Origin of the sequence: Synechococcus sp. MIT S9451, assembly GCF_047304725.1 — a bacterium.
Classification (GTDB): Bacteria; Cyanobacteriota; Cyanobacteriia; order PCC-6307; family Cyanobiaceae; genus Synechococcus_C.
This window is the reverse complement of the sequence record NZ_CP138971.1, coordinates 1,104,017-1,128,521: the sequence shown is the minus strand read 5'-3', so window position 1 is coordinate 1,128,521 and position 24,505 is coordinate 1,104,017. Positions and strand designations below refer to the sequence as shown.

Here is a 24,505-nt window from a genome sequence, read left to right as displayed (position 1 = left end):
AGTCCCCCTATGAGCCGCGACAACCTGTTGAACCGACTAGCAGCCGAGTGCTACCGCCATGGCGCCTTCACGCTCGCCTCCGGCCGCAACAGTGACCATTACGTGAACTGCAAACCAGTTGCTCTGAGTGGAACTGGCCTAGCCCTACTCAGCCCTGCCATGCTCGCTTGCGTGGAGCCTGACGCGGTCGCCGTTGGAGGACTCACCTTGGGGGCAGATCCATTGGTGAGCGGAGTGGCGATGGCTGCAGCTCAAGCTGGCCGCAGCTTGGATGCCTTGATTGTGCGCAAGCAGGCCAAAGGCCATGGCACCGGCGCATGGCTGGAAGGTCCTTTACCCCCCGCAGGCGCCCGGGTCACCGTGCTGGAAGACGTGGTGACTACCGGAGGATCGTCGATTCAAGCGGTGAATCAACTCAAACAAGCCGGCTATGTCGTGGCACGGGTGGTCACGATCGTTGACAGGGAAGAAGGCGGCCAACAAGCCATGGAAGCCGCTGGGCTGGAATTGGTCAGCTTGTTCAAACTGAGCGAAATCGCAGCCCGTGCCAAGGAGCTGAAGCCATGAACGATGGCGCACAAGCACTGCTCTGGGATGCCAGCTTCCCCTCTCTGCGCCTGAAAGGAGGCGGCAGTCGTCAGTTCTTGCATGGACAAACCAGTGCTGCGATTCAGCAGGCCCCCGACCATCAGCTCATCCGCAGCTGCTGGCTCACGGCTACAGGCAGGGTGCAAGCTCTCCTGGAGGTGCGCCTCGATCCAGAGGGCGCCGATGTGTTGGTTCTCTGCGGCGATGCAGAAGCCCTGCTCACTGGCTTCGATCGAGTGATCTTTCCCGCCGATCGCGTCAAGATCACCCAGTCAGGTCAACGGCGGCGGCTGCAACGACTCTGCCCTGCACACCAACCCCCACAGTGGGATCAGGAAGTCCTCTGGCTTGAGGGCACATCCCTACCCTCAGATTGGGAGAGCCTGAATTTGGCCAACCCAGACCAACTCGAGCACTGGCGTCTCAACCTTGGGCTGCCCTTCAGCAAGCAGGAGTTGAACGGCGACACCAATCCTCTGGAGCTTGGCCTCGGCGACTGGGTGAGCCTGGATAAAGGCTGCTATCTCGGCCAGGAGACCATCGCCAAGCTGGCATCCCGCGATGGCGTGAAACAAAAGCTGCGTTGCTGGACCGTTCAACCCTCCGAGGCCCTAGCCACCTCCCCAGCAATCGGAGACACCCTTCTGCACAAAGGCGATCGAGCAGGAACCATCACCTCTGCCGTTCAAGAGGGCAGCAGCTGGCGAGGACTGGCTTTAATTCGACGTGGCGCCTTACAACAGCCATCGCTTGAGCTATCGACCGGAAGCCAAGCCGTGCGCTTACAGGAACCGCCAGCCTTCCAAGAGTGCGGGAGTGCACAAACCAGCTAATTTTTTTGTCTCAAAATAGACAAAATTCCTGACTAGCGCCATAGTTCCGGCGAGTAATCCAACGACATCCATGGGACCGATTGAGGCGTTCACCACTGCATGGCGGAAATCCTTCACCTACGGCGGCAAAGCAACGCGATCTGAGTACTGGTGGTTCGCCCTGCTTGACACGATTATTTATTTGATCCTCCTGATCATCGGCACCACCATTTTCGCCAACACGGAAAATGGCATCCTCCTAGGCGTGGCCATGATCTATGCCATTGCCCAAATCTTTCCGTCCCTCTCAATCACCGTTCGCCGTCTTCGCGACAGCGGCAAGGAGTGGGTCTGGATTTTCATCAACTTGGTGCCCTTTATTGGCGGCTTCTGGTTTCTTTATCTTCTGGTGCAGCCCAGCGTGGTCGGCTGACGCCAACCCAGCTTGACCACAGAGATTGACCACTGAATATGCGAAGGGGCTCCACAGCCCCTTTTTTCATCTCTCCGACGCACCGGTGACGTCCGATCTCTCCTCATGGTTGTCTTGCTCCAACAACCATGAGGCCACCGCCCATGTCGCCAGGCAGTCATCTTCGTTGTAAGTAAAAATCCAGCGCAAGGTTTGGTGATGTCCGCGATCGAGAGGGCCGGATCCCCGCCACTGCCGCCACCACAGCAGCGCCCTGGCTCCGTCCACACTGCGTTGACGCCACTGAAAACCGCGCCATGCGGCGACGGACTTAAGGCCATAACTGTTGAGCGGTAATCGCCAGTGATGCCGCACCCGGGCATGCACATCCACTAACCGATGTTTATAGCTCTCTAACTGGCGATCACTAGCCCCCTGACGCTGCGCCATGCGTTTCAAAGCCAGCGATTCGGTCTCGCCGTAATGAAGAATCGGCCAGTCGGCGTAAGAAGCCAGCAAACGGCGCAACCTCAGCCAAGAACGCTTCTCACCATGTTCCTGAAGCACCAGAAGTGGGTGATAGCGGGCTCGACCAAGGTCCCAGCGGCCTGACTGGTCACGCGGCAGACAAACAAAACCATGCAGGAAGTCATCGCGAGCATCGGGATCCGACTCGATGTCGTAAAGCAGCACCCCTGGCGCCATCGCCAGCTCGGGAAGACTCGAAGCCTGATCAAGTCGCTCCACCAGACCATCACGTTGGGCCCGGGCTTGGACGACCAACGGAAGTGCCACCGCACCGTGCTGTTCGCCGTAGCGCTCGAGCTGAGTGGCCAACACCGCAGGATCGGCCGCCGCCAAGTCCTTGAGGCCATGGATCCCTAACTCCTGGAGCATCTCGCGGCGTTTCGCCCCGATTCCACTCACTTCGCTGAGATGACCTTCGGACGCTGCCTCGGCATTGCAGAGGCCTCTCCAGCTACAGAGTGTGCATTTGCGTCGATCGGCCGCTAGCGGAGGCGGATCCAAACGCTGTAAATCAGCCGCCAACTTGACCAATGCTTCATCCAACTGGCGCTGAAGGGCTGCATTGAGGGGTAGCCGTTCCTTCTCCAACCGTCGCCCAGCTCCTGCAACCGCGAGAGCCTCTCCCACCGGCGACTGCTGCAAATCCGCGAGCAATTGTCCACCCAGGGCAAGGGGGAGACGATGTTCACGGGTGAGCCTCCGTCCCTGACGAGCAAGCACTGGGCGATAGGCGAAGTCTCCCCAGCGACTGCTCCCGGCCACCCGTTCCAGCAGCGGCGGATGCGCCTCCAGGGGAAGGCCATCGGGCCCCTCTCCTGTCAAACGCACACCCACCACACCAGGAGCCCCCTCGGCCAAGCCGGAAAGCCCCGCTGCGGGTTTCCTCGGCAGCAACGCCACAAAACTGCGTTGTTGATCGTCGAGCTGGAGGGTGCGATGGGCGGTGTAGATCCTGGCGTGGGAATCACCATGCCGATCCAGCCAGGCCCGACGCCGGCAACGCACCCAGCTGCGCAACAGGCGATCAGTGAGTGGCTTGTCAGCAAAAGGGGTGTCACCCATCGCCCGACGTTACGGCGGCCCGCTGCTAGATCCTGAATCGAACGCCTGCTTCCCTCCAGCCGTCCATGGCTTCAGCTCCCCTACCTCTCGCTGCCTCGCCAATCCAGTTCGGCACCGACGGATGGCGGGGGATCCTCGGGGTCGACATCACTGTGGAACGCCTGCTGATGGTTGCTGCCGCATCAGCTCAGGAACTGGCGCATCGCGCTCCGCCTAGTAACGCGAGTGAAACGGTGGTGATCGGATACGACCGCCGCTTCCTTGCACCAGAACTGGCCGAGGCCATTGCCTCAGCAGTACGCGGCTGCGGCCTCAAACCGCTACTCAGCTCCACCGCCGTGCCCACCCCGGCCTGCAGCTCGGCAGTCGTGGAACGCCAAGCCCTCGGGGCACTGGTGATTACTGCCAGCCACAACCCACCGGAATGGTTGGGACTGAAGATCAAAGGCCCGTTTGGAGGGTCTGTGGAGGGTGACTTCACCACAGCAGTGGAGAAGCGCCTGGCGGCGGGAGGCATCACCGCAGCCAGCCAAGGTGATACGGAGCGATTTGACGCCAGAGCGGAGCATCTCGCATCGCTGCGAACCAAAGTCGACCTTGATGGCCTCCGCCGCGGCCTTGATGCCATGAACCTGAAGGTCATTGTTGATCCCATGCATGGCTCTGCCGCCGGCTGTATGGCCGAGCTGCTCGGTGGCCCGGATGGACCAGTCCGTGAAATCCGCAGCAGCCGCGACCCCCTGTTCGGCGGCAACCCACCTGAGCCTCTCGCCTCTTATTTGCAGGAATTGATCGCCACGGTGAAGGAGACGAGCGCGAGCGGTTCTCCAGCTGTGGGCCTGGTATTTGACGGCGACGGCGACCGCATTGCTGCCGTTAATGAGCAGGGGCACTTCTGCAGTACGCAACAACTGATGCCTCTCTTGATCGACCATCTAGCGCGTGCACGGCAACTTCCCGGCTCAGTCGTGAAAACAGTGAGCGGTTCAGACCTGATGCGTCTAGTCGCTGAAGACCTTGAGCGTGAGGTACTGGAACTGCCTGTGGGCTTCAAATACATCGCCTCCCAGATGCTGAACGGAGAGGTGTTGATCGGCGGCGAAGAATCGGGTGGCGTGGGCTTCGGCATGCATCTACCTGAACGGGATGCCCTGTTTGCGGCCCTACTGGTGCTCGAAGCGCTTGTCGAAGGGGGCAAACCGCTGGGCGCCAGAGTGACGTCGCTCCAGGATCGCTGCGGTGGCGCCAGCCATTACGACCGGGTGGACCTGCGCCTGGCCGACATGGCCTCCCGCCACCGCCTCGAGACACTGCTGTCGCAGAACCCGCCCAAGGAGGTTGCCGGCATCCCGGTGCAAGAGGTGATAACCATCGACGGCGTGAAGCTGCGGCTCGGCCCCAGCCACTGGCTCATGCTCCGATTCTCCGGCACCGAACCACTGCTGCGTCTGTACTGCGAAGCGCCCAGCTCCGAACAAGTCGAGACGGTGCTCGCCTGGGCCAAGAGCTTCGCCACCGCGATCTGAACCCGTCTCCGCAACTCTCCCTTTCGCCACGATGAGACCTCGCACCCTGGTCATCGCCAGCGGCAATGCCGGCAAGATCCGTGAATTCGCCCGCCTGCTGGCCCATCTACCTCTGAGCCTGACGCCCCAGCCCAGGGACATGGATGTGGAGGAAACCGGCACCAGCTTCAGCGAAAATGCCAGGATCAAAGCCATTGCCGTGGCCGCTGCAACCGACCATTGGGCTCTGGCCGATGATTCGGGATTAAGCGTGGAAGCCCTCGGAGGCGCTCCTGGCGTTTACTCCGCGCGCTATGCCGACACAGATGAAGCACGGATCACCCGCCTGCTCTTGGAGTTGGGCGCGAGCAAAAACCGTGAGGCGCACTTCAGTGCTGCCCTCTGCATCGCCGCCCCCGATGGCTGCGTGCTGGCCGAAGTCGAGGGCCGTTGCCTAGGACGCATCACCCAGGAACCACGGGGTGAAGACGGCTTTGGATACGACCCAATCTTCGAAGCAACCGGTACCGATCTGACCTTTGCCGAGATGCCGTCAGACACCAAAGAGCGCCTCAGCCATCGCGGCCTTGCCTTCATGCAGCTGGAACCAAAGCTGCGCGAGCTTCTTAAGGTTGTGTAGCGAGTCAGACCTGGGCAGCGCTGTACCGTGCAATCTGACGCTGACGAGGTCGATGGCCATCGCCATGACCACGGGTTACAGCGCACAGACCGAAGGAGCTCTGCTCTGCATCGAAGCTGCTTCGGACTGGGCCTTGACTTGTGTGGATTCCCTGGCTGCCCAAAACAGCCACGTGCTAATCGACTACGGAGCTGCCGATGGTGGCACCGCTGTTGGTCTCTGGAACCAGATTCTGGATCGCCTGCATGCCAACCAGCCGGATGCACATCTGACGCTGATCGGCAATGACCTGCCCAGCAACGACAACGTGGCCTTGGCGGAAAACTTGGCCCTCCAGATTCCCCGGTCCCCGAAACCGACCGTCTTAGTGAGTGCTCGCAGTTTCTATGAGCCCTCCGTCGCTCCAGACACGGTGAGTTTCGGATTCTCCGCCACAGCGATGCACTGGCTGAGCGCATCTCCAGGTCCGCTCAATACCCATACCCATGTGCTTGCCTCCGGCGATAGCGAAGCCTTGGAACGCTTCACTGCCCAAGCGCTGAAGGACTGGAACTACGTCCTTGAACTGCGCAGCCGCGAGCTCAAGGTGGGAGGGCGACTGTTAACCGTGAATCTTTCACGCGATGAACAGGGTCGCTATCTGGGGCACAACGGAGGGGAAACCCGCAATGTGCACGACCAGCTCCATCAGATCTGGCGCGGCATGGCCGACGAAGGACTGATTAGCGAGGAGCATTACCGCAATGGCACCGTCAACAACTTCTACAAGTCACCGACGGAGTTCATGGCTCCGCTCAAAGATGAGTCTTCACCGGCATACCGCAACGGTCTTCGCCTAGTGGATGAGCGGACGGCCTATGTGAAGTGCCCCTATCGCCGCCGCTGGAACGAGGACGGTGACACAGCCACGTTCGCTGCAGGACTGATGGCCACGATCCGCAGTTGGAGCCGTCACAGCTTTGCTTCCGCCGCAGGCGATCAAGCTGCAGACACGGTCTATCAACGCCTGCAGGAGCGAATTGCTTCTGCGCCGAGCGAGTGGAGTCTCGATTACGTCGAGCACCACCAAATGATGGAACGGGTGGGCTGATGGGCAGCACCACAAATCACACGCCGCCGGTGACGGTTCTGGCGGAACACGTCTCCGACCATCTCTCTGTCTTTGTGGTGGGCGAAGCCACGGATGCCAAGAGGCCGGCGAATGGTGGGCTTCGGCTGCTCAATTACCCGAGCGATGAAGCCTGCATCGCTGATGGACAGCGCCTGGCTGGTCTGATGACCCACAAACACGATCTCTACGGCACCGGTTTCGCAGGCGGGAAGATCGTTGCTCGCGCCTCCGACCCAGCAGCTGTGAAGGAGGAATTGATCAGCGTCACCGCAGAGCTTCTCGAATCTCTGGATGGGGCAATGATCACAGGCTGTGATCTCAACACCAGCCTCGAGGACATGGAGCGTCTGACCGCTTTGACACCCCATGTCCTGGCAGCGGTGGGCAGTCCGGTGGATGCCAGCGCTGCCACTGCCCACGGCACCCTTGGTGCTGTGGAAGCCGTGCTGGGCAACAAACTGGAAGATGCTGAACCAGGGCGTGCCCTGGTTCACGGCTGCGGCGCGGTGGGCGGCACGGTCGCCCGCACTTTGGTGGACCACGGCTGGACAGTGTTCACCGTTGATCTGAGCCGGGAGCGAGCGGGCTTCAAAGGCGCAACACCTCTTCCCAACGATTGTCCTTGGTGGGAACTGGAGCTGGATCTGTTGCTGCCCTGCTCGATCTCAGGCCTGATAGATGCCTCGATCACCGCGGCGCTGCGGACCAAGGCGGTGGTCCCTGCCGCCAATGCACCCTTCCAGGATCCCCAGCTGGCCGAAAGTCTGAGGGAACGTGACATTCCGGTTTTGCCCGACCCTCTGGTTAATGCGGGGGCCGTGATTGCCGACTCCATTGAACGCTTCTCGCCTGAAGCCTGGAAAGGCGCCGGTGCTGAGGACGTTTACACATTCGTTAGGGATGAAGTGCGCCAACGCGCCAGCAAGTATCTGAACCAACGCGATCAAGGCCTGTCTGTGGGAGCTGCCCTGAATGAAGTGGCTGCAGCCCCCCGCACGGAGCCCATCGGTCTCAGCTTCGGAGAAACGGAATGACCAGTCCTGCCTCCATTCCAGCTCAGACGTCTGTCGTCATCGTTGGCGGTGGCATGGCAGGCCTGAGCTGCGCGGCTTCCCTTGCGCGCAGTGGCATCACCGATGTGGTGTTGGTTGAGGCCCAGACCCTGGCCCATGCCAAAGCCAGCAGCTTCGGCGAAACCCGGATGTTCCGCGAGATGTACTCCGACCCGGTACTCTGCCGTCTCGCCCAGGAAGCGAACAGGCTCTGGCGAGAGGAAGAAACCCACGCCGGCGAGACACTGCGCCAAACCCACGGATTGCTCTTCTACGGCGAAAGCTGGGATGAGGAAACGATCGAGGGATCGATCCCTGGGGCGCGCAGGGTGATGGATGACCAGGGCATTCCTTACGAAGCACTCAATGCGGCAGAAATTGCAGCCCGCTTCCCGCTGAAACCCAAAGCGGAGTTCACCGGCCTGTTTGAGCCCACCGCGGGTGCAGTGCGCAGCGACAAAGTGATCGCCCATTGGATTCGCACCGCCCGCAACGCGGGTCATCAGCTGATCGAACACAGCCCAGTCAGCAGCATTGATGCTGATGGCGGCGGCGTCCGCCTAGAGAATGGCCATCACATCGCAGCCGGCCAGGTCGTGGTGGCTTGCGGAATCTGGAGCCAGTTGCTGCTCGCCCCCCTCGGTCTTGCTCCCAAGCTCGAGATCTGGCCGATGCTCTGGGCCCACTACACGGTGGATCCAAACCTCGCCGACCGTTACCCGCAATGGTTCTGCTTCCAGCAGGAGCGTGGCGATGACGGCGGGCTGTATTACGGCTTTCCCGTCTTGAGCCGAACAGAGGATGGCAGGCCAAGGATCAAAAGCGGGATCGATTGGGCACCGAAAGAGCTGCGCGTGGTTGAACCCAACGCCATGAGCAGCGAACCACCGCCACGACTGGTCGAGCTGCTGGACCATTTCCTGTTTAACAACCTCGAAGGCGTGCAGGAACGCGTTGAAACGGTGATCAGCCCGTACTCCATGACCAGCGATGTGAACTTCGTGCTGGATCGTCTCACCCCGAAACTGAGCCTGTTCGCAGGGGGGTCGGGGCAATCCTTCAAATTCGCACCACTCATCGGTGACTCACTCGCCCGACTAGCCCGTGGCGAACAACCAGCTGTGGATCTGAGCTGCTGGAGCCACCAACGTCAGGCAGTGCGCCCCTAAATCCACGTCCGCGCCACGCTCCCTCCCCAGAAATCCATGTCGCAATCCCCCCCTTCCCCTCGCCCCTGGTGGCGCCAACCACCGCTGTGGGTGGGAGCAGGCCCATTGCTGGTGTTCCTGGTGGTGTCAGCCATCGACCTGGCCCTGGCCAAAAAGTTCACCGATCAGGGCCAAGCACTGATCAGCACACTGCTCGGTGGACTCTGGCAGTGGATGGTGCTGCTGCTGTTCCTGATCGCGCTGGCCATCGCAGTGAGCCCTGTGGGGAAGCTCAGACTGGGGGGTGAGAACGCAAAACCAAGTTTCAAGTTCTTTGACTGGTGTGCAGTCTTGATCTGCACCCTGCTCGCCGGCGGTGGCGTGTTCTGGTCAGCAGCCGAACCGCTGTTTCACTACCTCACCCCTTCCCCTCTGTTCCAAGCAGCAGGGATTGAGGGGAAAACGGCTGCGGCCGTGGATCCAGCCCTGGCCGTGAGTTTTCTGCACTGGGGATTCCTCGCCTGGGCCCTGGTCGCCACCACCACCACCATCACCTTCTCGATTCTGGAGCGGCGTGGTGAACCTCTTCGCCCCCGCACCCTTTTGGTCACTGTGCTGCCAAGGGGGTGGGTGGACGGACCTATCGGCGATCTCGCCGATGGCCTTTCCGTGGTCGCAGCCATCGCCGGCACCGTTGGGCCGCTTGGGTTTCTCTCCCTTCAGCTCAGCGATGCTGCCGGCAAACTGCCATGGCTCACCAACAGTGCTGGTCTGCAATCGCTCGTGGTGGTCCTACTCACTGCCGTGTTCGCCACGTCAACCGTCAGCGGCATTCAGAAAGGCATCAAATGGCTGTCGGAGCTCAACGTATGGCTCACCATCGCCCTGGCGGCTGGGCTGCTGCTTCTGGGCCCTGGACTTTGGCTGATCCAACACTTCTTCAGCGCACTGCTGAGCAATGTGGTTCATCTCCCCCAGATGGCCCTCCTTCCTCGCAATGCCCAAACTGGCGAATGGCTCAACTGGTGGACGATCTTCTACTGGGGCTGGTTCCTCGGCTACGCACCCCTGATGGGCCTGTTCACCGCCGGGGTGAGCCGTGGACGCAGCATCCGAGAATTGGTGCTTGCGGTCGCCATTCTCTGCCCACTGGTCACCAATCTCTGGTTCACGCTGGTGGGTGGAACAGGCATGTATCTAGACCTGAACGGTGCTGACATCACCAGTGCACTTGAGAGCAACGGCATCAATGCCGCTGCATCCACATTGCTGACGATCCTCAGCCAGCTTCCGCTGTCGGGACTCCTGATTCCAATTGGTCTGTTGCTGGTGGTGCTGTTCATGTGCACCAGCGCCGACTCGATGAGCTATGCCGCAGCCATGGTGGTGAGCGGCCGGGATGAACCCCCAGCACCACTCCGCCTTTTCTGGGCTCTGATGATCGGCAGCCTCACGCTGGTGCTTCTTCGGGTCGGGTCCAGCCTGACCGATCCCACCTCCATCAACGCTCTTCAGGCCTTCATTGTGATTGCTGCGGTTCCTGTCACACCGCTTGTGCTCGCGACGCTATGGACGGCCCCACGGTTGGCTTGGAAAGAAGCGCAGCGCAGCGGTCAAGACAGATCTTGAACAACCGATGGCCTGAACACCAGCCCCAAAGCGATTGCAACGCCAAACAAGGCCAGCAGGCCATAGACCATCAGCACAGGCATCACATCGCCTGGGGCTGATGCCTGCAGGATCAACCCAGAGACAATCGCCATCACCCCACCCATCACCGTGCCTGTCGTGTTCACGATCGCCACTGTGAAAGCGGTGTGACCCTGCGGAGCCCCTTCTTCTGCCAATGGGAAGGCGAGCACTGCAGCACCTAGCCCCAAACCCAGACAGAGAGCGGACGCCCCCAGCGGCGCAGTCGCATGGTTGGGCAGCTGCAATAGAGCCAGAAGAGCCAAACCATTCAAAACGGTGCCTGTCAGGAGCACCCGCCCCCGACGCAGCGCACAGCTGCCGAGATATCCCGACAGCACCATGCCTAAGGCGATCCCCAGGGACATCGTCAGTGACATCCATTGCATGCGCTCACCGCTCCAACCACGCAGACCAGAAATCAATCCGTATTGGGCAAGACCGAAGACAAACCCACCGCCCCACGCATAAATGAGACAAGCGCGGATGACTTGGCCAACAGCTGTGGGGGTCCACGGAACAGCACTCTGCGAGCGGTGTCGATCAGGAGCACACACCAGAACCGTCCTGCCTTGCGTCAAGACAATCACAGGCACAACCACCAACACCGCCAACAACAGCGCCTGAACGATCACCAGATGCCTCCAGGCAGCCGACGGCAAAACCAACGGCACAAAGGCGGCGAAAGCAGCCCCCCACCCCAGCAGGCTGTCCGTGAGCCCCATCGCCAACGGGAAACGCTTCGCTGGCAGCGTCTTACGGGCGATCAGCGCTGAGGCAGGAAAAGCCACCGCACAGGCCATCCCCATCCCCATTCGGCTGAGCATCAGACCGGGCAAATCGTGACTGAAGGCAAAGGCCACACTGAATCCAGAGGCCAGCAGGGCAGCCATCCACAACCAACGGTCCAGGCGTCCCTGATCGAGAAGGCGACCCACAGGAATCTGCAGCAATCCATAGGGCACGAGAAAGCTGCCAGCAATCAACGAAACCCGACTCACCGACAAGCCCAGATCACGCCCGAGTGACTGCTCATAAAACTGAAAACTGGTCTCTGACCAGACCAACCAAGCGACAAACAACAAGCTCGTGAGCCAAAGCAAGCGATCGCGCATCCAACACACCTAGGGGTAGCCCCATTGTGTGAATCAGGTTCAGCTCAGGCAGTACGAGAGATCAAGGCTGAGCGTCTGGCTTGGCTTGGGCGCCTCATCAGGGTTGTAACCCTCACTGGCCTGGCGCGAGGCCATGGCCATCGGCTGGGCACCAAACCCTCGCTGATCAATTCGCAGCAAATCAACCCGCCGCAGGCCAAGGGCGTTGGCCGTGAGCTCGGCCCGTCCACGCCCGTTCTGCAAAGCCTGCTCCAACAACTGACCAGCCAGTGACGTGTTGCCACTGCTCGATGCGAGGGAGAGCATCCCCTGCAAACGCACCCCTTCAAGCCGAGCAGCGGTCTGAATCAGGGCGTCGTAACGATGGCGGCTCACGTCACCGCTGATGCTGGTGCTAGCCCGTTCGACACGGCGCCCAGCGCCACCACCACCAATGCGGTCATGACGGGGAGCGGGAATCGTGAGCCGGCCCATCGCCAACGGCTTGATCTCCCGACGAGCCTGATCAACCCGCTGATTGAGCAAGTTCATCGCTGCACTCTTGGTGCTGGCCTCCGCCTCCAGACGCAGCGAAAAGCGAAACCGATCACTCACAGCAGTGCCGCGTTCAAGCACCTTGATCTGGAGAAGGGTGCCGTTGCAAACGCGCTCCGCAGCCATCATCGGCGCCACAGGCAACATCTGCAGCCCAAGCCCAAGCGGAGCCAATAAAGCCCATCCAGCACAAGCACCCAGCGTGCTTCGAGACACGGCAGAGAGTGGACAGAAGCTCAGCATCGTCATCGAGAACGATCAGACCACATCCCCATGCTGGAGAACCCAGGCCAAACAATCCTGCTCAACCGTGACCGGGCTGCGTCAAACCATGACTAGGCACCCAGCTGCCATGCAAACCATGAGGGATCGCCAGGGGAAGCTCCAGCACGGCCTGCTCTTGGAGGTCGTCAGCCCTGAGAATCACTAGATCAGTGGCTTGGCGGGCACCGTTCCAAACAGGAACCAGCACCCAACCGTCGTCTTCCTTTGCACTGCCTGGGCGGGGCACCATGATCGGCTCACTCACAAACCCGCGCGGCGCGGCACTCCATCGCTGCGTTTCTCCGGTGTGAACATCCCGCTTTTGAATGGCCTGCAGGGGATCATTGCCCTGCTCCCGCTCCGCCACCGCCATCCAGGCGAAGCGTGCAGGCAGGCCTTGATGGTCGGGATGCACCATTGCGAACTCACAGCAACGGTCTCCAAGCAGCTCAGTGCTGCACTGACCACTCGGGAGATCGATGCGACACCGCTTCAACAGGCCGGCAGGAATGCTGTCGAAATCCACCTCACGGAAATCCACCTCCGGCCCAATCGAGGGGAAATCGCTGTAGTGGATGCTGTCGATCAGCAGAGCATCGTTCTCCTCCCAGGCGTTGACATGGTGAAAGACAAACCCTTCGGGCGCAGGCACCAGACGGGGAGGCTCTCCGGCATAAGCCCCTGACTCCCGCGGCACCAACCAGAACATCGCTTGGCCGCCGGTCTTGGAGGCTAAGCACTGCGCTGCACCCTTCTGGCCCATCACGAAAGGCAGAGGATTGAACGCCACGGCGTTCTGCAAAAACACTGCCCAGTTCGGCGTGATGGCGAAATCGTGGAGGAAGGCAAAACCGTTGAAGCTGTCGCGGCGATCACAGAGCAGATCTCCGGCCCGGATGGCCGCCGAGGGATCGTCTTGAGTGGCGAACTCCATCAAACGGATGGTGCTTCGAGGCCCGGTGCTCACCCCAAACGTGACCATGCGCGGACTGCCGTGATGACCGGGATCAAAGCGGGGGTGGGCACTGAAGGCCTCGCCCTGACTCAGCACCCCATCGAGCAGCGACAGCCCACGTGTCTCAAGGCTTTCAGGGTCTAGCGCGTGGGGTTCGGCCGCCTCCCAGAGGGCGAGGAGCTGATCGCCCAATCGCACCACATGGGTATTGGCAATGTTCTTGAGGCGCAGATCGAATGCATTGGCCAGTGCACCACCTGGCTTCTGAGTGCCGAAAACGCCCCGATAGAGAAAGCGACCGGCCTGCTCTTCCTCCTTCCAGCCTTTGGTGCGCACGAAGCGGTTGCTGCAGTGGGCTTCGCCGGCACCAAACTGGATCGCGGTGATCATGCCGTCGCCATCAAAGGGGTGATGCACGGAATGACCATCCCGTTCAAGCCGACCCGGCCCGTTGCGGTAAAGACAGCCATCGAGTTCAACCGGGACACTCCCGCTGGCCACCTGCACCCTCTCCCGCGTGAGCTCCTGCTCAACGTTGCGGAAGGCGCTGGCCCAGTCAGCCCTATTGAAACGGGCGGTGGCAGGAGCAACAGTCACAACGGCACGAGCATCAAGGCATTCATCCTCTCGTAACGGACTATGAAGCGTGGGCGTTAGCTCCCCGCCTGCTCCAGCACCCCCTTGCTGCTTGGCACTGCCCCTGCCCGACGAGGATCGATCTCGGTGGCGAGACGCAGGGCTCGGGCAAAGGCCTTGAAAGAAGCCTCCACGATGTGATGCGAATTCACTCCATCCAGCTGACGGATGTGCAAGGTGAGACCTGAATTGTTCACCACAGCCACAAAGAACTCCTTCACCAGCTCGGTGTCGTATGAGCCAATCTTCTGGGTCGGGATGTCCAGTCCGAAGCTGAGGTGGGGCCTGCCTGAACAATCCAGTGCCACTTGCACCAAGGCCTCGTCCAACGGGGCGACGAAATGTCCGAATCGATGGATGCCGCGGCGATCACCAAGGGCTTGGGACAGAGCCTGGCCCACAGCGATGCCCACATCCTCATTGGTGTGATGGTCATCAATATGCGTGTCTCCAGTGGCAGCAATCTCCAGGTCAATCAACCCATGGCTACTGATCTGGTGGAGCATGTGATCCAGGAAAGGCACACCAGTCGAGGCCGTGCAGCGTCCATTGCCGTCGAGGCCAAGCCTGACGCGCACATCAGTTTCACCGGTGACGCGATGGACTTCACCTGTGCGCATGGCCCTCTGCGCCCGAAGCGCATGATCAGTCAGTACTGACTGATCATGCCGAACAGAGCAAAAGGCACCAGCCTCCTTCAGCCGATGCCTGCTCGCTGGCAACGCATCACATGCCGTTAATGCAGTAGCCGGAGTCGACGTAGATGGTCTGGCCAGAGATCCCGCTAGCAAGATCGCTGAGCAGGAAGGCAGCGGTGCCACCCACCTCCATCTGAGTGACGGTGCGACGCAGAGGAGCTTTCTCCTCCACGTTGTGAATCATGTCGAGGATGCCGCCGATGGCCGAACTTGCGAGGGTGCGGATCGGGCCAGCACTGATGGCATTGACTCGAACTTGCTTCTCGGGACCCAGCTCCGCCGCCAGATAACGCACGGAGGCTTCCAAAGCCGCCTTAGCCACACCCATGACGTTGTAGTTCGGGATGGCCCGCTCAGAGCCCAAGTAGGAGAGCGTGATCACACCAGCTTTCTCACTGAACAGCGGCTTGGCATAGGCACAAAGAGGAGCCAGGGAGTAGGCGCTGATCTCCAGAGCACGGGCAAAGCCTGCAGCCGTGGTGGCGCTGTAATCACCGATCAACTCCTCCTTCCCCGCAAAGGCAAGGCAATGCACCAGCCCGTCCAGCTGGCCCCACTTCTCCTTGATCTCAGCGAACACCGTTTCCATTTGGTCAGCGTCCTGCACATTCAGTGGCAGAAAGAGGCTGGGCTCAAGCGGAGCGGTGAGCTCACGCACCTTCGCCTCGAAACGACCCTTGTCATCCGGCAGATAGGTGATGCCCAACTCGGCACCAGCGGCCTTGAGCTGCTGGGCGATCCCCCAGGCAATCGAACGGTTGTTGGCAATACCTGTGACGAGGATCTTCTTGCCGGTGAGATCGAGAAGCATCGAGCCGTGCCCGCGGGATAACAATTCGGGTGATTCTCCCCCACACTGCGACCATTCGCGCTTTCAACTGCAGAACGACAGAGTGAAAGCCAGTGTCAGGTGGATGACCCGGTGACCCAGCTGCCCGCTCCACCACCCCTGAACTGGGCAGTTGCAGAGGACGACCTGCCCCGGAAGTTCCCTAACCGAGACCTGTTCGCACAACATCTTGAGCAGCTGTTTCCGCAGACCGAAGGAGGCCTCAGCCCACTCCGCGGCGGACGTGATGCAGCCGAACAGCAGCTGGAACGGATGAATGCCAAGCGTTATGGGCGCAGCCGAAACCATCTCGATGGCGCCGTCACCCAGCTGTCGCCATACATCCGTCACGGCGTTCTCAGCCTTGCGGAAGTGCGTGAGGCGGTTTTTGACCAACTGCGCCAGCGCCGCCAGCAGCGCGAAGACGGAGCGACGCTGATCAAGGAGCTGGGCTGGCGGGATTTTTGGCAGCGGATGTGGACTGGCCTAGGTGATCAGATCAACGACAACCAAGAGGAACTCAACACCGGCCACGATCCGAACTCTTATGGCCGAAACGTGCCGGACGACATCCGCACAGGACGGACCGGACTGGCCTGTATGGATCGGTTCCAAGCAGACTTGGTTGAAACAGGCTGGCTGCACAACCACGCCCGGCTATGGCTTGCGGCCTACGTGGTGCACTGGCGACGGGTGCACTGGAAAGCAGGGGCCGACTGGTTCCTTAGGCATCTGTTGGATGGCGATCCAGCCAGCAACCACCTGAGTTGGCAATGGGTAGCCAGCAGCTTCAGCCACAAGCCCTATTTCTATAACCGCGAAAACTTGGAGCGATACAGCCAGGGCCGGTTCTGCACGGATTGCCCCAGCGCGGGCTGTTGTCCGTTTGAAGGCAGCTACGCACAACTCGAGAACCAGCTCTTTGCCACCCCAGCCGCCAGCCGCGACACCGGCGGAACGCATGGGAGGGGGCGAGGCGCCACCTTTGCCCGGCCCTCAGCCGCCACCGCCCGCCCAAAACGCTGACGCCACCATGCCCTTTCAACGTCCCGTCCTCTGGGTGCATGACGAGGCCCTTGGCCCCCGCAACCCAGCCCTGCTCGCCTGGCCCCAAGCCCCGGCCCTGTTCGTGTTCGACAGTGGCTGGATCCGGGAAGCCAGCATCAGCCGCAAACGCGTCGGCTTCCTCTATGAGAGCGCCCTGGCCCTGCCGCTGAGTCTTCGCAAAGGCGATGTCGCAGCCGAAGTGATGGCCTTCGCCAAGCGCCACAAGGCTGATGGCGTGGTGAGCAGCACCCCTGTCGATCCCCGTCTGGAGCGGATCGCCGATGCCATTGACGAGCAGCTCCCCCTCGAACTGCTCGATCCCGAACCCTTTGTGGCACTCCCGCGCCCACCCCGCCTCGGGCGATTCAGCCGTTACTGGCGTGAAGCTGAATCCGTGGTCTGGGAGGGATTTGTAAGCAGCGCCTCCTGACGCGCCTTCTCCTCAGCTGGATCGGTGAGCAGGTGGTACTCCTCTAGCGCCGGCAAGTGCAGAGGCTTCACGTCTGAAGCCTGGCGCGGAGGTTCGATCCAAAGCCAACGAGCCTGGGGCTCGCGTGCCATGCACAACGCCTTGAGCTGTTCCTCTAGGGCACTGCGCACATCCTTGCGACCCACAGCTGCAAAGAACTCCTGCCTTGTTGCCACACCTGACGAGAACGGATGGCTGCCATTGCCGTTAAACAGCCGCGCTGGATCGACCAACCAGCGCGGCTTGCAGACAGCCCTGTCGGTTGTATCCGTCTCGAGATAGAGATGGATGCCGTAGCCATCAGGCTGGTTGACCACCGCCAGTCCGTCGTGAGCTTGATGGCGTTGCAGCGGGAACACCTTCCAGGCAGGACGGGGCTCAGAGCTGTTGCAGGCAGTGAGCGCCAGCATCACCCCAGCCCCGAACAGCAAGGACGCCATGCGCATAGGGACGGCCACACCGGGTTGGGTTGGCGGGGTGATGCGCTGCACAGCCACGACACGACTCCAGCAGATTCCGGCCCATCCTGAGGGCAAAGCGCCGCCGTTTCATGGTTCTGACACCCTCCACCATGCTTCCACTCGCCAGTGCAATGCCGGCGTTCGCCCTGCCGGTGGCCGCAGGCACGGGGAGCGATGGGCTGATCAAGAGCAGCGATCTACCACAGCGTCCGGTGCTGCTGATGTTGCTGTGCAGTCACTGCCCGTTCGTGAAGCACATCGAAGCAGAACTGACCCGAATCGAACAGGACTACGGCCAGCAAGTGAGCCTGCTTGGGGTGGCCAGCAACAGCTGGATCACCCATCCCCAGGACGGAGCTGATGCGCTGGCAGACCAAGCCCGAAGGAACCACTGGCACTTTCCCTATCTGCTCGACCAAAAGCAGACTCTGGCGAAAGCCCTCCAAGCCGCCTGCACGCCCGAGTTCTATCTGTTCGCTCCAGATCACAAGGGAATCGAGACCCTGCGCTACCGAGGCCAATTGGATGCAAGCCGACCGGGCAATGACCGGGCTCTGGATGGCCACGACCTACGCGCCGCCCTGGATGCCGTGCTGAAAGGGAACGCTCCCAATCCGGAACAACACCCTTCGCTCGGCTGCAACATCAAGTGGCACCCTGGCGAGGAGCCCCAATGGTTTAGGTAGACGGCTTAAGGTTTCCCGCATGCAGGTGCCTCCCTTCAGTCTCAGTCAGCAGCTCGCCGATCTGAGGCCAGAGCTGGATGACGCCATTCTGCGCGTGTTGCACAGCGGCCAATACATCGGCGGCGGTGAGATCCAGAAGTTTGAAACCGACTTCTCAACCTGCGTGAGCACAGCTCATAGCGTGGGATGCAACAGCGGCACCGACGCCCTGATCCTTGCCCTGCGTGGCCTCGGCATCGGAGCAGGCGATCAAGTGATCACCGCCTCCTTCAGCTTTTTTGCCACCGCTGAGGCAATCAGTGCGGTTGGTGCCACCCCGGTGTTCGTGGATGTGGATCCCGTCACCTATCTGATTGATCTCACCAAGATCGAAGCCGCCATTACGCCGAACACCAAAGCGCTAATGCCCGTGCACCTCTTCGGCCGGCCGGTCGATATGGAGGCGCTGATGGCGATCGCTCAACGCCACAGCCTCCAGGTGGTTGAGGATTGTGCCCAAGCGACAGGTGCCTGCTGGAACGGCAAACCGGTGGGCAGCTGGGGCGATGCGGGCTGCTTCAGCTTCTTCCCCACCAAGAACCTGGGCGGAGCAGGCGATGGCGGCGCCGTCACTTGCGATGACGATGGTCTTGCTCAGCGCATTCGCGAACTGGCTGTGCATGGCATGCCTCGCCGCTACCTCCACACTGAACTTGGCTACAACAGCAGGCTTGATGCCCTGCAGGCAGCGGTGCTCAACGTCAAGCTGCCCCATCTGCGCACTTGGGTGGATAAGCGGGCTGCGATTGCCTCGCGCTACATCAAGGCGCTAGCAGACCTACCAGGCTTGGAATTACCCGATCCTGCCGCTGATCCTGCCGTGGGCCATGGCTGGAATCAATTTGTGGTGCGCGTCAATCTCAGCCCAGAGGCGCAGCAAACCGAGGCCGCTCTTGGCAGTAATGCAGCCAACAACTTTGGACTGCCCAGTAGCCATCGACGGGATTGGCTCAAGCAAAGCCTGCAAGAGCAAGGTGTGAACACGATCATCTACTACCCGATTCCAATCCACCGTCAGCCCGCCTATGTCGACCTCGGGCTTGCACCTGGCAGCCTGCCCATCACCGAACAGCTCTGTAGTGAAGTGCTGAGCTTGCCGATCTTCCCAGAACTGAGCGTGGAACAGCAGGATCGTGTCATCAGGGTGGTGAAGCGTCTTCTCAGCAGCAGCACACAAGAGCGCATGGTGGCCTGAGCTGCATCACCATTTCTGAAAAATCCCAAACCATCCGCCGTCAAGCGAGACCAATCATCTGTGGGCAGGACAGGAGCCCAATCAACGCACCGGCCATCGACTGAAAACAAAGGATGCGGCTCGTTGACTGAATCTTCAGACGGTTGTGTGGTGCTCCACCACCCCGATGTATGACGCACGAAAACAGGCTGTGAGCAAGATCACAGCCCGCCTCGATCTTGATCATCAAGTGCAATCAACAAATCGGAAAAGCTGAGTTCATCCAGAGGCCAGACCCCACTCCGGTCTCCAACGTTCTCACCTCCTCCCATGCTTGAGTTCAACCTCGACGGCGATCTCTTCACCGGTTTTGACGCCAGCAATGCTTATCAGCGCGTCGCTGGCGGAGACCCCTCCGCCTACGGCCTCTCCCAACAGAACAACGGCCAAGCAGGTTCTGCCTCCGATCCTCTAAGCGCCCAGGATCCGATCTCCGCTTTGGCAGACGACGATCAGAACCAACAAGCCGCCACACTCAAGCCCCATCGCCCTGCACTCTGGAACCAGGGCACACCCAGCCAGCACCACACCAGCCAGCCAGCAGGCGTTGCCGCTGATCCCTCCCAGGCCGATCAAGGCAGCGATCGCCAGCAAGACAACAGCGATCCAGCCCAGATCGATCAACTCACCGGTGGCCATCAAGACGGCCGCGCCATCGCGAGCGCACAACAGCCAGCCAGCGCTGAGCGACTTGAGCTCGATCCAGCCCATCCAGCTGATCTCAACACCGCACCACCGCAGCTCGATCCACTCACCGGAGACACGGAGGATGCGTCTTTTGGCTTCATTCCACTGCCAAGCGTCTTTGAGATTGATCCGGATTTCCTCTCCTATCTCGGCGAACGCGCGGAGGTGAACAACCTGCTCGCAGAAGACCGCTTTGATCGCGATCAATCCACCGGCACCGAAACCCACTACAACTTCACTTGGGGCAGCGGCTTCTCCGCCAATGAGGGCAGCGACTACGACGTCACCGACAGCTTCAACAATGCAGCTGACATCGGCACCGTCGCCTATCGCGATGACCAGCAGGTAATCGGCACCGTTGGTTACAGCAGCGGTAGGACTCGTGACTACAACGATTTCTTCTCCTTCCATGCCGGCAAAGCCGGCAACTTTGACCTCTCCCTCACCGGCCTCTCCGCCAATGTTGGCCTCGCTCTCTATGACGAAGCCGGCTCACTGGTCACCTGGTCGAACAAATCAGGAACCCAGAATGAAAACATCAGCACCTTCCTGAATGAAGGCCACTACACCAGCCGCATTTACAGCTACAACAGCTCAGCTTGGAACAACAACGGCGCAACAGCCTTCAATCTCAACATCAGCCGTCAAGCCGATTGCTTTGAACAGCTCACCAACGATTTAATTGATGACAACAGCGTTAAAAATGCCACGCTCAACTCAATCAAATTCGATAACAAATTCAGCCGCAATGACATCATTGGTATTCTCAAAAGTGCTGGAGATTACGGCTCTGTCACCGGCACCGAGCTAACCGATCTGCGCGAATTCTGGAACACCTTCAACTGCACCATGCGCGCCGACCTCTCGGTGCTGTCTGAGAAAGTGCTGTTCCACGACGACAGCAATGCCTGGTACACCGGTTACGACAGCATCCGCGATGATCTCGGCGATCTAGAAGCCGGCTCCAGCACCCAGGATCTCAATCTGCTGATTGGCAAACATATGCTGGGCACTGATAGGCCCATGATCCACAGCGACGTTGAGGGCAACGTGGTCGGCACCTACACCCAAGCTGCTGGGAGCCTGGAGATCGATGGTTTTGACGCCAGCGATATCGATCAGGGAGCGACAGGGTCCTGTTATTTCCTCTCCGCTCTTGCCGGCACGGCCAATGACAAACCTGAGCTCATTGAAGACATGTTCACCGACAACGGTGATGGCACCTACAGCGTTCGCGTCTACACCAACGGCAAGGTCGACTATGTCACCGTCGACAGCATGATGGCCACATCAGCCACAGGCCGCTACATCTATGCCAACTCAGGCAGCGACGGAGGAAACCAAAATATCGTTGCCGACGACAATGAACTCTGGGTCGCCCTTGCCGAGAAGGCTTACGCCCAAGTGAACGAGTCAGGCCGCATCAGCCAAAACGGGCGCAACTCCTACGCAGGAATCAATGGCGGCAACTCTGCAACTGCAATCACCCACATCACAGGGTTGAGCGCGACTTCGGAGGCCGTAAACCTCAGCGGATTTGGCGGTGTCAGCGAAGCTGAACTGATCAGCTATGTGAATGGCAATCGAGTCGTGACCGTCCGAGGTTTCAACGGTTTGGCGACAGGCTCTGGGAGCGGACCCACAAACATCAGCTCTGGCGTGCAAAGCCATGCATACTCGATTGTGGGCTATGACGATACAACCCAGCGATTTGACATTCGCAATCCCTGGGACAATCAACACCTCAGCCTGACCCACGCTCAGCTGAGACAACTCGGCGCCGACATTCGCTACTCCCTGAGCTGAATCATCACACAAAATCAATACTTCGAGAAGAGGCCTGATAGGCCTCTTTTTTCTCATCAATGACCTTGACCTAAGCATGCAAGCAACAACCATGCAGACGGATTTTATAGGCACGAAACTGTGTCCATTCCTAGACAACACCTTGAGCAAGACAAAACTAGGGTCTGTGAGCAAGATCACAGCCCGCCTCGATCTTGATCATCAAGTGCAATCAACAAATCGGAAAAGCTGAGTTCATCCAGAGGCCAGACCCCACTCCGGTCTCCAACGTTCTCACCTCCTCCCATGCTTGAGTTCAACCTCGACGGCGATCTCTTCACCGGTTTTGACGCCAGCAATGCTTATCAGCGCGTCGCTGGCGGAGACCCCTCCGCCTACGGCCTCTCCCAACAGAACAACGGCCAACCAGGTTCTGCCTCCGATCCTCTAAGCGCCCAGGATCCGATCTCCGCTTTGGCAGACGACGATCAGAACCAACAAGCCGCCACACTCAAGCCCCATCGCCCTGCACTCTGGAACCAGGGCACACCCAGCCAGCACCACACCAGCCAGCCAGCAGGCGTTGCCGCTGATCCCTCCCAGGCCGATCAAGGCAGCGATCGCCAGCAAGACAACAGCGATCCAGCCCAGATCGATCAACTCACCGGTGGCCATCAAGACGGCCGCGCTATCACGAGCGCACAACAGCCAGCCAGCGCTGAGCGACTTGAGCTCGATCCAGCCCATCCAGCTGATCTCAACACCGCACCACCTCAGCTCGATCCACTCACCGGAGACACGGAGGAAGGCTTCTTTGGCTTCAGGCCACTGCCACGCATCTCCTTCCCCACCATTGATCCAGACGTGCTCTCCTTCTTGGGAGAACGCGCGGAGGTGAACAACCTGCTCGCAGAAGACCGCTTTGATCGCGATCAATCCACCGGCACCGAAACCCACTACAACTTCACTTGGGGCAGCGGCTTCTCCGCCAATGAGGGCAGCGGCTACGACGTCACCGACAGCTTCAACAATGCAGCTGACATCGGCACCGTCGCCTATCGCGATGACAAGCAGGTAATCGGCACCGTTGGTTACAGCAGCGGTAGGACTCGTGACTACAACGATTTCTTCTCCTTCCATGCCGGCAAAGCCGGCAACTTTGACCTCTCCCTCACCGGTCTCTCCGCCAATGTTGGCCTCGCTCTCTATGACGAGGCCGGCTCACTGGTCACCTGGTCGAACAAGTGGGGAACCCAGGATGAAAACATCAGCACCTTCCTGAATGAAGGCCACTACACCAGCCGCATTTACAGCTACAACAGCTCAGCTTGGAACAACAACGGTGCCACTGGTTTCAACCTCAACATCAGCCGTGAAGCCGATTGCTTTGAACAACTCACCAACGACTTGATTGATGACAGCAGCGTTAAAAATGCCACGCTCAACTCAATCAAATTTGATAACGAATTCAGCCGCAATGACATCATTGGCATTCTCAAAAGTGCTGGCGATTACGGCTCTGTGAATGGCACCGAGCTAACCGATCTGCGCGAATTCTGGAACACCTTCAACTGCACCATGCGCGCCGACCTCTCGGTGCTGTCTGAGAAAGTGCTGTTCCACGACGACAGCAACGCCTGGTACACCGGTTACGACAGCATCGTCAATGATCTCGGCGATCTAAAAGCCGGCTCCAGCACCCAGGATCTCAATCTGCTGATTGGCAAACACATGCTGGGCACCGACAGACCCATGATCCACAACGACGATGAAGGCAACGTGGCCGGCACCTACACAAAAGCCGCTGGCAGCCTCTTTGTGGATGGTGTTGACGCCAGCGATATTGATCAGGGAGCGACAGGATCCTGTTATTTCCTCTCCGCTCTTGCCGGCACGGCCAATAACAAATCCGAGCTGATTGAGGAGATGTTCACTGCTAATGGCGATGGCACCTACAGCGTTCGCTTTCATACCGACGGCAAGGTCGACTATGTCACCGTCGACAGCAAGATGGCCACATCAGCCACGGGCCAATACATCTACGCCGATGCCGGCGATGGCACCGCAACCGATGCCGTGGTGGCAGACAACAATGAACTCTGGGTCGCCCTTGCTGAAAAGGCCTATGCCCAGATCAATGAATCTGGTCGCATCGGACAGGAAAACACCAACCGCTACGGCATTGCAGGCAACGAAGGCATCAGCTGGGGATCACGGCGAAAGGCCCTTGAGCATGTCACCGGTCTCTCTGCAACCTGGAGCACTCTCAACGCTTCTGGCGTCAATGGCGTCAGCTCCGCAGAACTCCAAGCCTTGGTCAATGGCGACAACGTCGTCACCGTGGGCTGGGGCGGCCATGCTCGCAGCATCGTCGGCTACGACGCGATCACAGGGGACTACGACATTCGCAACCCCTACGACGAGAACCACTCCTCGCTGACCCATGCAGAACTCATCGACCTAGGCGCTTCTGTCAGCTGGACCAACAGCTGAATCACGCAATCACCCCAACACAACCA

22 protein-coding genes are annotated in these 24,505 nt (G+C 59.9%); 15 read left to right on the top strand and 7 right to left on the bottom strand.

What is annotated here, in order from left to right:
* Positions 1 to 9 precede the first annotated feature (9 nt).
* The 3 genes from pyrE (at position 10) to SIB72_RS05570 (ending at position 1,833) form a co-directional block, all read left to right on the top strand.
* Positions 10 to 567: an orotate phosphoribosyltransferase gene (gene pyrE / locus SIB72_RS05580; RefSeq protein WP_413744911.1), complete on the top strand. Its 558-nt coding sequence runs from the start codon at positions 10 to 12 to the stop codon at positions 565 to 567.
* Positions 564 to 1,421, top strand: a complete 858-nt coding sequence (locus SIB72_RS05575; protein WP_413744910.1) for a YgfZ/GcvT domain-containing protein — start codon at positions 564 to 566, stop codon at positions 1,419 to 1,421. Before pyrE ends, SIB72_RS05575 begins: the two co-directional genes overlap by 4 nt.
* Before the next feature lie 70 nt (positions 1,422 to 1,491).
* Positions 1,492 to 1,833, top strand: coding sequence for a DUF805 domain-containing protein (locus SIB72_RS05570; RefSeq protein ID WP_413744909.1), 342 nt, complete (start codon positions 1,492 to 1,494; stop codon positions 1,831 to 1,833).
* A gap of 66 nt (positions 1,834 to 1,899) precedes the next feature.
* Here SIB72_RS05570 and SIB72_RS05565 read toward each other — a convergent pair whose 3' ends face one another.
* Positions 1,900 to 3,402, bottom strand: coding sequence for a TM0106 family RecB-like putative nuclease (locus SIB72_RS05565; RefSeq protein WP_413744908.1), 1,503 nt, complete (start codon positions 3,400 to 3,402; stop codon positions 1,900 to 1,902).
* 65 nt (positions 3,403 to 3,467) lie between these two features.
* On the opposite strand from SIB72_RS05565, the gene SIB72_RS05560 reads away from it, so the two are divergent.
* The 6 genes from SIB72_RS05560 to SIB72_RS05535 are packed head-to-tail and all read left to right on the top strand — an operon-like array spanning position 3,468 to position 10,487.
* Positions 3,468 to 4,928 (top strand): phosphoglucomutase/phosphomannomutase family protein, encoded by a 1,461-nt coding sequence (locus SIB72_RS05560; protein WP_413744907.1) that lies wholly within the window; start codon positions 3,468 to 3,470, stop codon positions 4,926 to 4,928.
* Positions 4,929 to 4,959: 31 nt separating this feature from the next.
* Positions 4,960 to 5,547 (top strand): RdgB/HAM1 family non-canonical purine NTP pyrophosphatase, encoded by a 588-nt coding sequence (gene rdgB, locus SIB72_RS05555; protein ID WP_413744906.1) that lies wholly within the window; start codon positions 4,960 to 4,962, stop codon positions 5,545 to 5,547.
* A 52-nt stretch (positions 5,548 to 5,599) separates the two neighbouring features.
* Complete coding sequence (locus tag SIB72_RS05550; RefSeq protein ID WP_413744905.1) at positions 5,600 to 6,637, top strand: SAM-dependent methyltransferase; 1,038 nt, start codon at positions 5,600 to 5,602, stop codon at positions 6,635 to 6,637.
* On the top strand, positions 6,637 to 7,692 hold the full coding sequence (locus tag SIB72_RS05545) for a Glu/Leu/Phe/Val dehydrogenase dimerization domain-containing protein (protein WP_413744904.1): 1,056 nt from the start codon (positions 6,637 to 6,639) through the stop codon (positions 7,690 to 7,692). The genes SIB72_RS05550 and SIB72_RS05545 overlap by 1 nt, the downstream gene beginning before the upstream one ends.
* Positions 7,689 to 8,879 (top strand): FAD-dependent oxidoreductase, encoded by a 1,191-nt coding sequence (locus tag SIB72_RS05540; protein ID WP_115119914.1) that lies wholly within the window; start codon positions 7,689 to 7,691, stop codon positions 8,877 to 8,879. The genes SIB72_RS05545 and SIB72_RS05540 overlap by 4 nt, the downstream gene beginning before the upstream one ends.
* Positions 8,880 to 8,915: 36 nt before the next feature.
* Positions 8,916 to 10,487, top strand: a complete 1,572-nt coding sequence (locus SIB72_RS05535; RefSeq protein ID WP_413744903.1) for a BCCT family transporter — start codon at positions 8,916 to 8,918, stop codon at positions 10,485 to 10,487.
* Here the strand turns inward: SIB72_RS05535 and SIB72_RS05530 are convergent.
* The 5 genes from SIB72_RS05530 to fabI all read right to left on the bottom strand — a co-directional run bounded on the left by SIB72_RS05530 (position 10,472) and on the right by fabI (position 15,560).
* On the bottom strand, positions 10,472 to 11,662 hold the full coding sequence (locus tag SIB72_RS05530) for an MFS transporter (RefSeq protein WP_413744902.1): 1,191 nt from the start codon (positions 11,660 to 11,662) through the stop codon (positions 10,472 to 10,474). The genes SIB72_RS05535 and SIB72_RS05530 overlap by 16 nt on opposite strands.
* A gap of 39 nt (positions 11,663 to 11,701) precedes the next feature.
* The gene (locus SIB72_RS05525) at positions 11,702 to 12,445 is read right to left on the bottom strand and encodes an SIMPL domain-containing protein (protein ID WP_413744901.1); all 744 of its coding nucleotides are present in this window, start codon (positions 12,443 to 12,445) and stop codon (positions 11,702 to 11,704) included.
* 55 nt (positions 12,446 to 12,500) lie between these two features.
* The gene (locus SIB72_RS05520; RefSeq protein ID WP_413744900.1) at positions 12,501 to 14,012 is read right to left on the bottom strand and encodes a carotenoid oxygenase family protein; all 1,512 of its coding nucleotides are present in this window, start codon (positions 14,010 to 14,012) and stop codon (positions 12,501 to 12,503) included.
* 56 nt (positions 14,013 to 14,068) lie between these two features.
* Positions 14,069 to 14,671 carry an imidazoleglycerol-phosphate dehydratase HisB gene (gene hisB / locus SIB72_RS05515; RefSeq protein WP_413744899.1) on the bottom strand — a complete coding sequence of 201 codons (603 nt, stop codon included), beginning with the start codon at positions 14,669 to 14,671 and terminating at the stop codon, positions 14,069 to 14,071.
* Positions 14,672 to 14,777: 106 nt separating this feature from the next.
* Positions 14,778 to 15,560 (bottom strand): enoyl-ACP reductase FabI, encoded by a 783-nt coding sequence (gene fabI, locus SIB72_RS05510; RefSeq protein WP_115015715.1) that lies wholly within the window; start codon positions 15,558 to 15,560, stop codon positions 14,778 to 14,780.
* Between the two features lie 111 nt (positions 15,561 to 15,671).
* On the opposite strand from fabI, the gene SIB72_RS05505 reads away from it, so the two are divergent.
* Both SIB72_RS05505 and SIB72_RS05500 read left to right on the top strand, forming a co-directional pair.
* A complete protein-coding gene (locus SIB72_RS05505; RefSeq protein WP_413744898.1) occupies positions 15,672 to 16,604 on the top strand; it encodes an FAD-binding domain-containing protein in 933 nt (310 codons plus the stop codon).
* A 7-nt stretch (positions 16,605 to 16,611) separates the two neighbouring features.
* Positions 16,612 to 17,055, top strand: a complete 444-nt coding sequence (locus tag SIB72_RS05500; protein ID WP_413744897.1) for a hypothetical protein — start codon at positions 16,612 to 16,614, stop codon at positions 17,053 to 17,055.
* Here SIB72_RS05500 and SIB72_RS05495 read toward each other — a convergent pair.
* Entirely contained in the window at positions 16,998 to 17,504 is a 507-nt protein-coding gene (locus SIB72_RS05495) for a hypothetical protein (protein ID WP_413745054.1), read from the bottom strand. The genes SIB72_RS05500 and SIB72_RS05495 overlap by 58 nt on opposite strands.
* A 140-nt stretch (positions 17,505 to 17,644) precedes the next feature.
* Between SIB72_RS05495 and SIB72_RS05490 the strand changes: the two genes are divergently transcribed.
* From SIB72_RS05490 to SIB72_RS05475, 4 genes are all read left to right on the top strand, one after another.
* A complete protein-coding gene (locus SIB72_RS05490; protein WP_413744896.1) occupies positions 17,645 to 18,241 on the top strand; it encodes a thioredoxin family protein in 597 nt (198 codons plus the stop codon).
* Positions 18,242 to 18,260: 19 nt separating this feature from the next.
* Positions 18,261 to 19,475, top strand: a complete 1,215-nt coding sequence (locus SIB72_RS05485; protein WP_413744895.1) for a DegT/DnrJ/EryC1/StrS family aminotransferase — start codon at positions 18,261 to 18,263, stop codon at positions 19,473 to 19,475.
* Positions 19,476 to 19,784: 309 nt separating this feature from the next.
* Positions 19,785 to 22,007, top strand: coding sequence for a C2 family cysteine protease (locus tag SIB72_RS05480; RefSeq protein WP_413744894.1), 2,223 nt, complete (start codon positions 19,785 to 19,787; stop codon positions 22,005 to 22,007).
* A gap of 285 nt (positions 22,008 to 22,292) precedes the next feature.
* Positions 22,293 to 24,479 carry a C2 family cysteine protease gene (locus SIB72_RS05475; protein ID WP_413744893.1) on the top strand — a complete coding sequence of 729 codons (2,187 nt, stop codon included), beginning with the start codon at positions 22,293 to 22,295 and terminating at the stop codon, positions 24,477 to 24,479.
* The last annotated feature ends 26 nt before the right edge of the window (positions 24,480 to 24,505 follow it).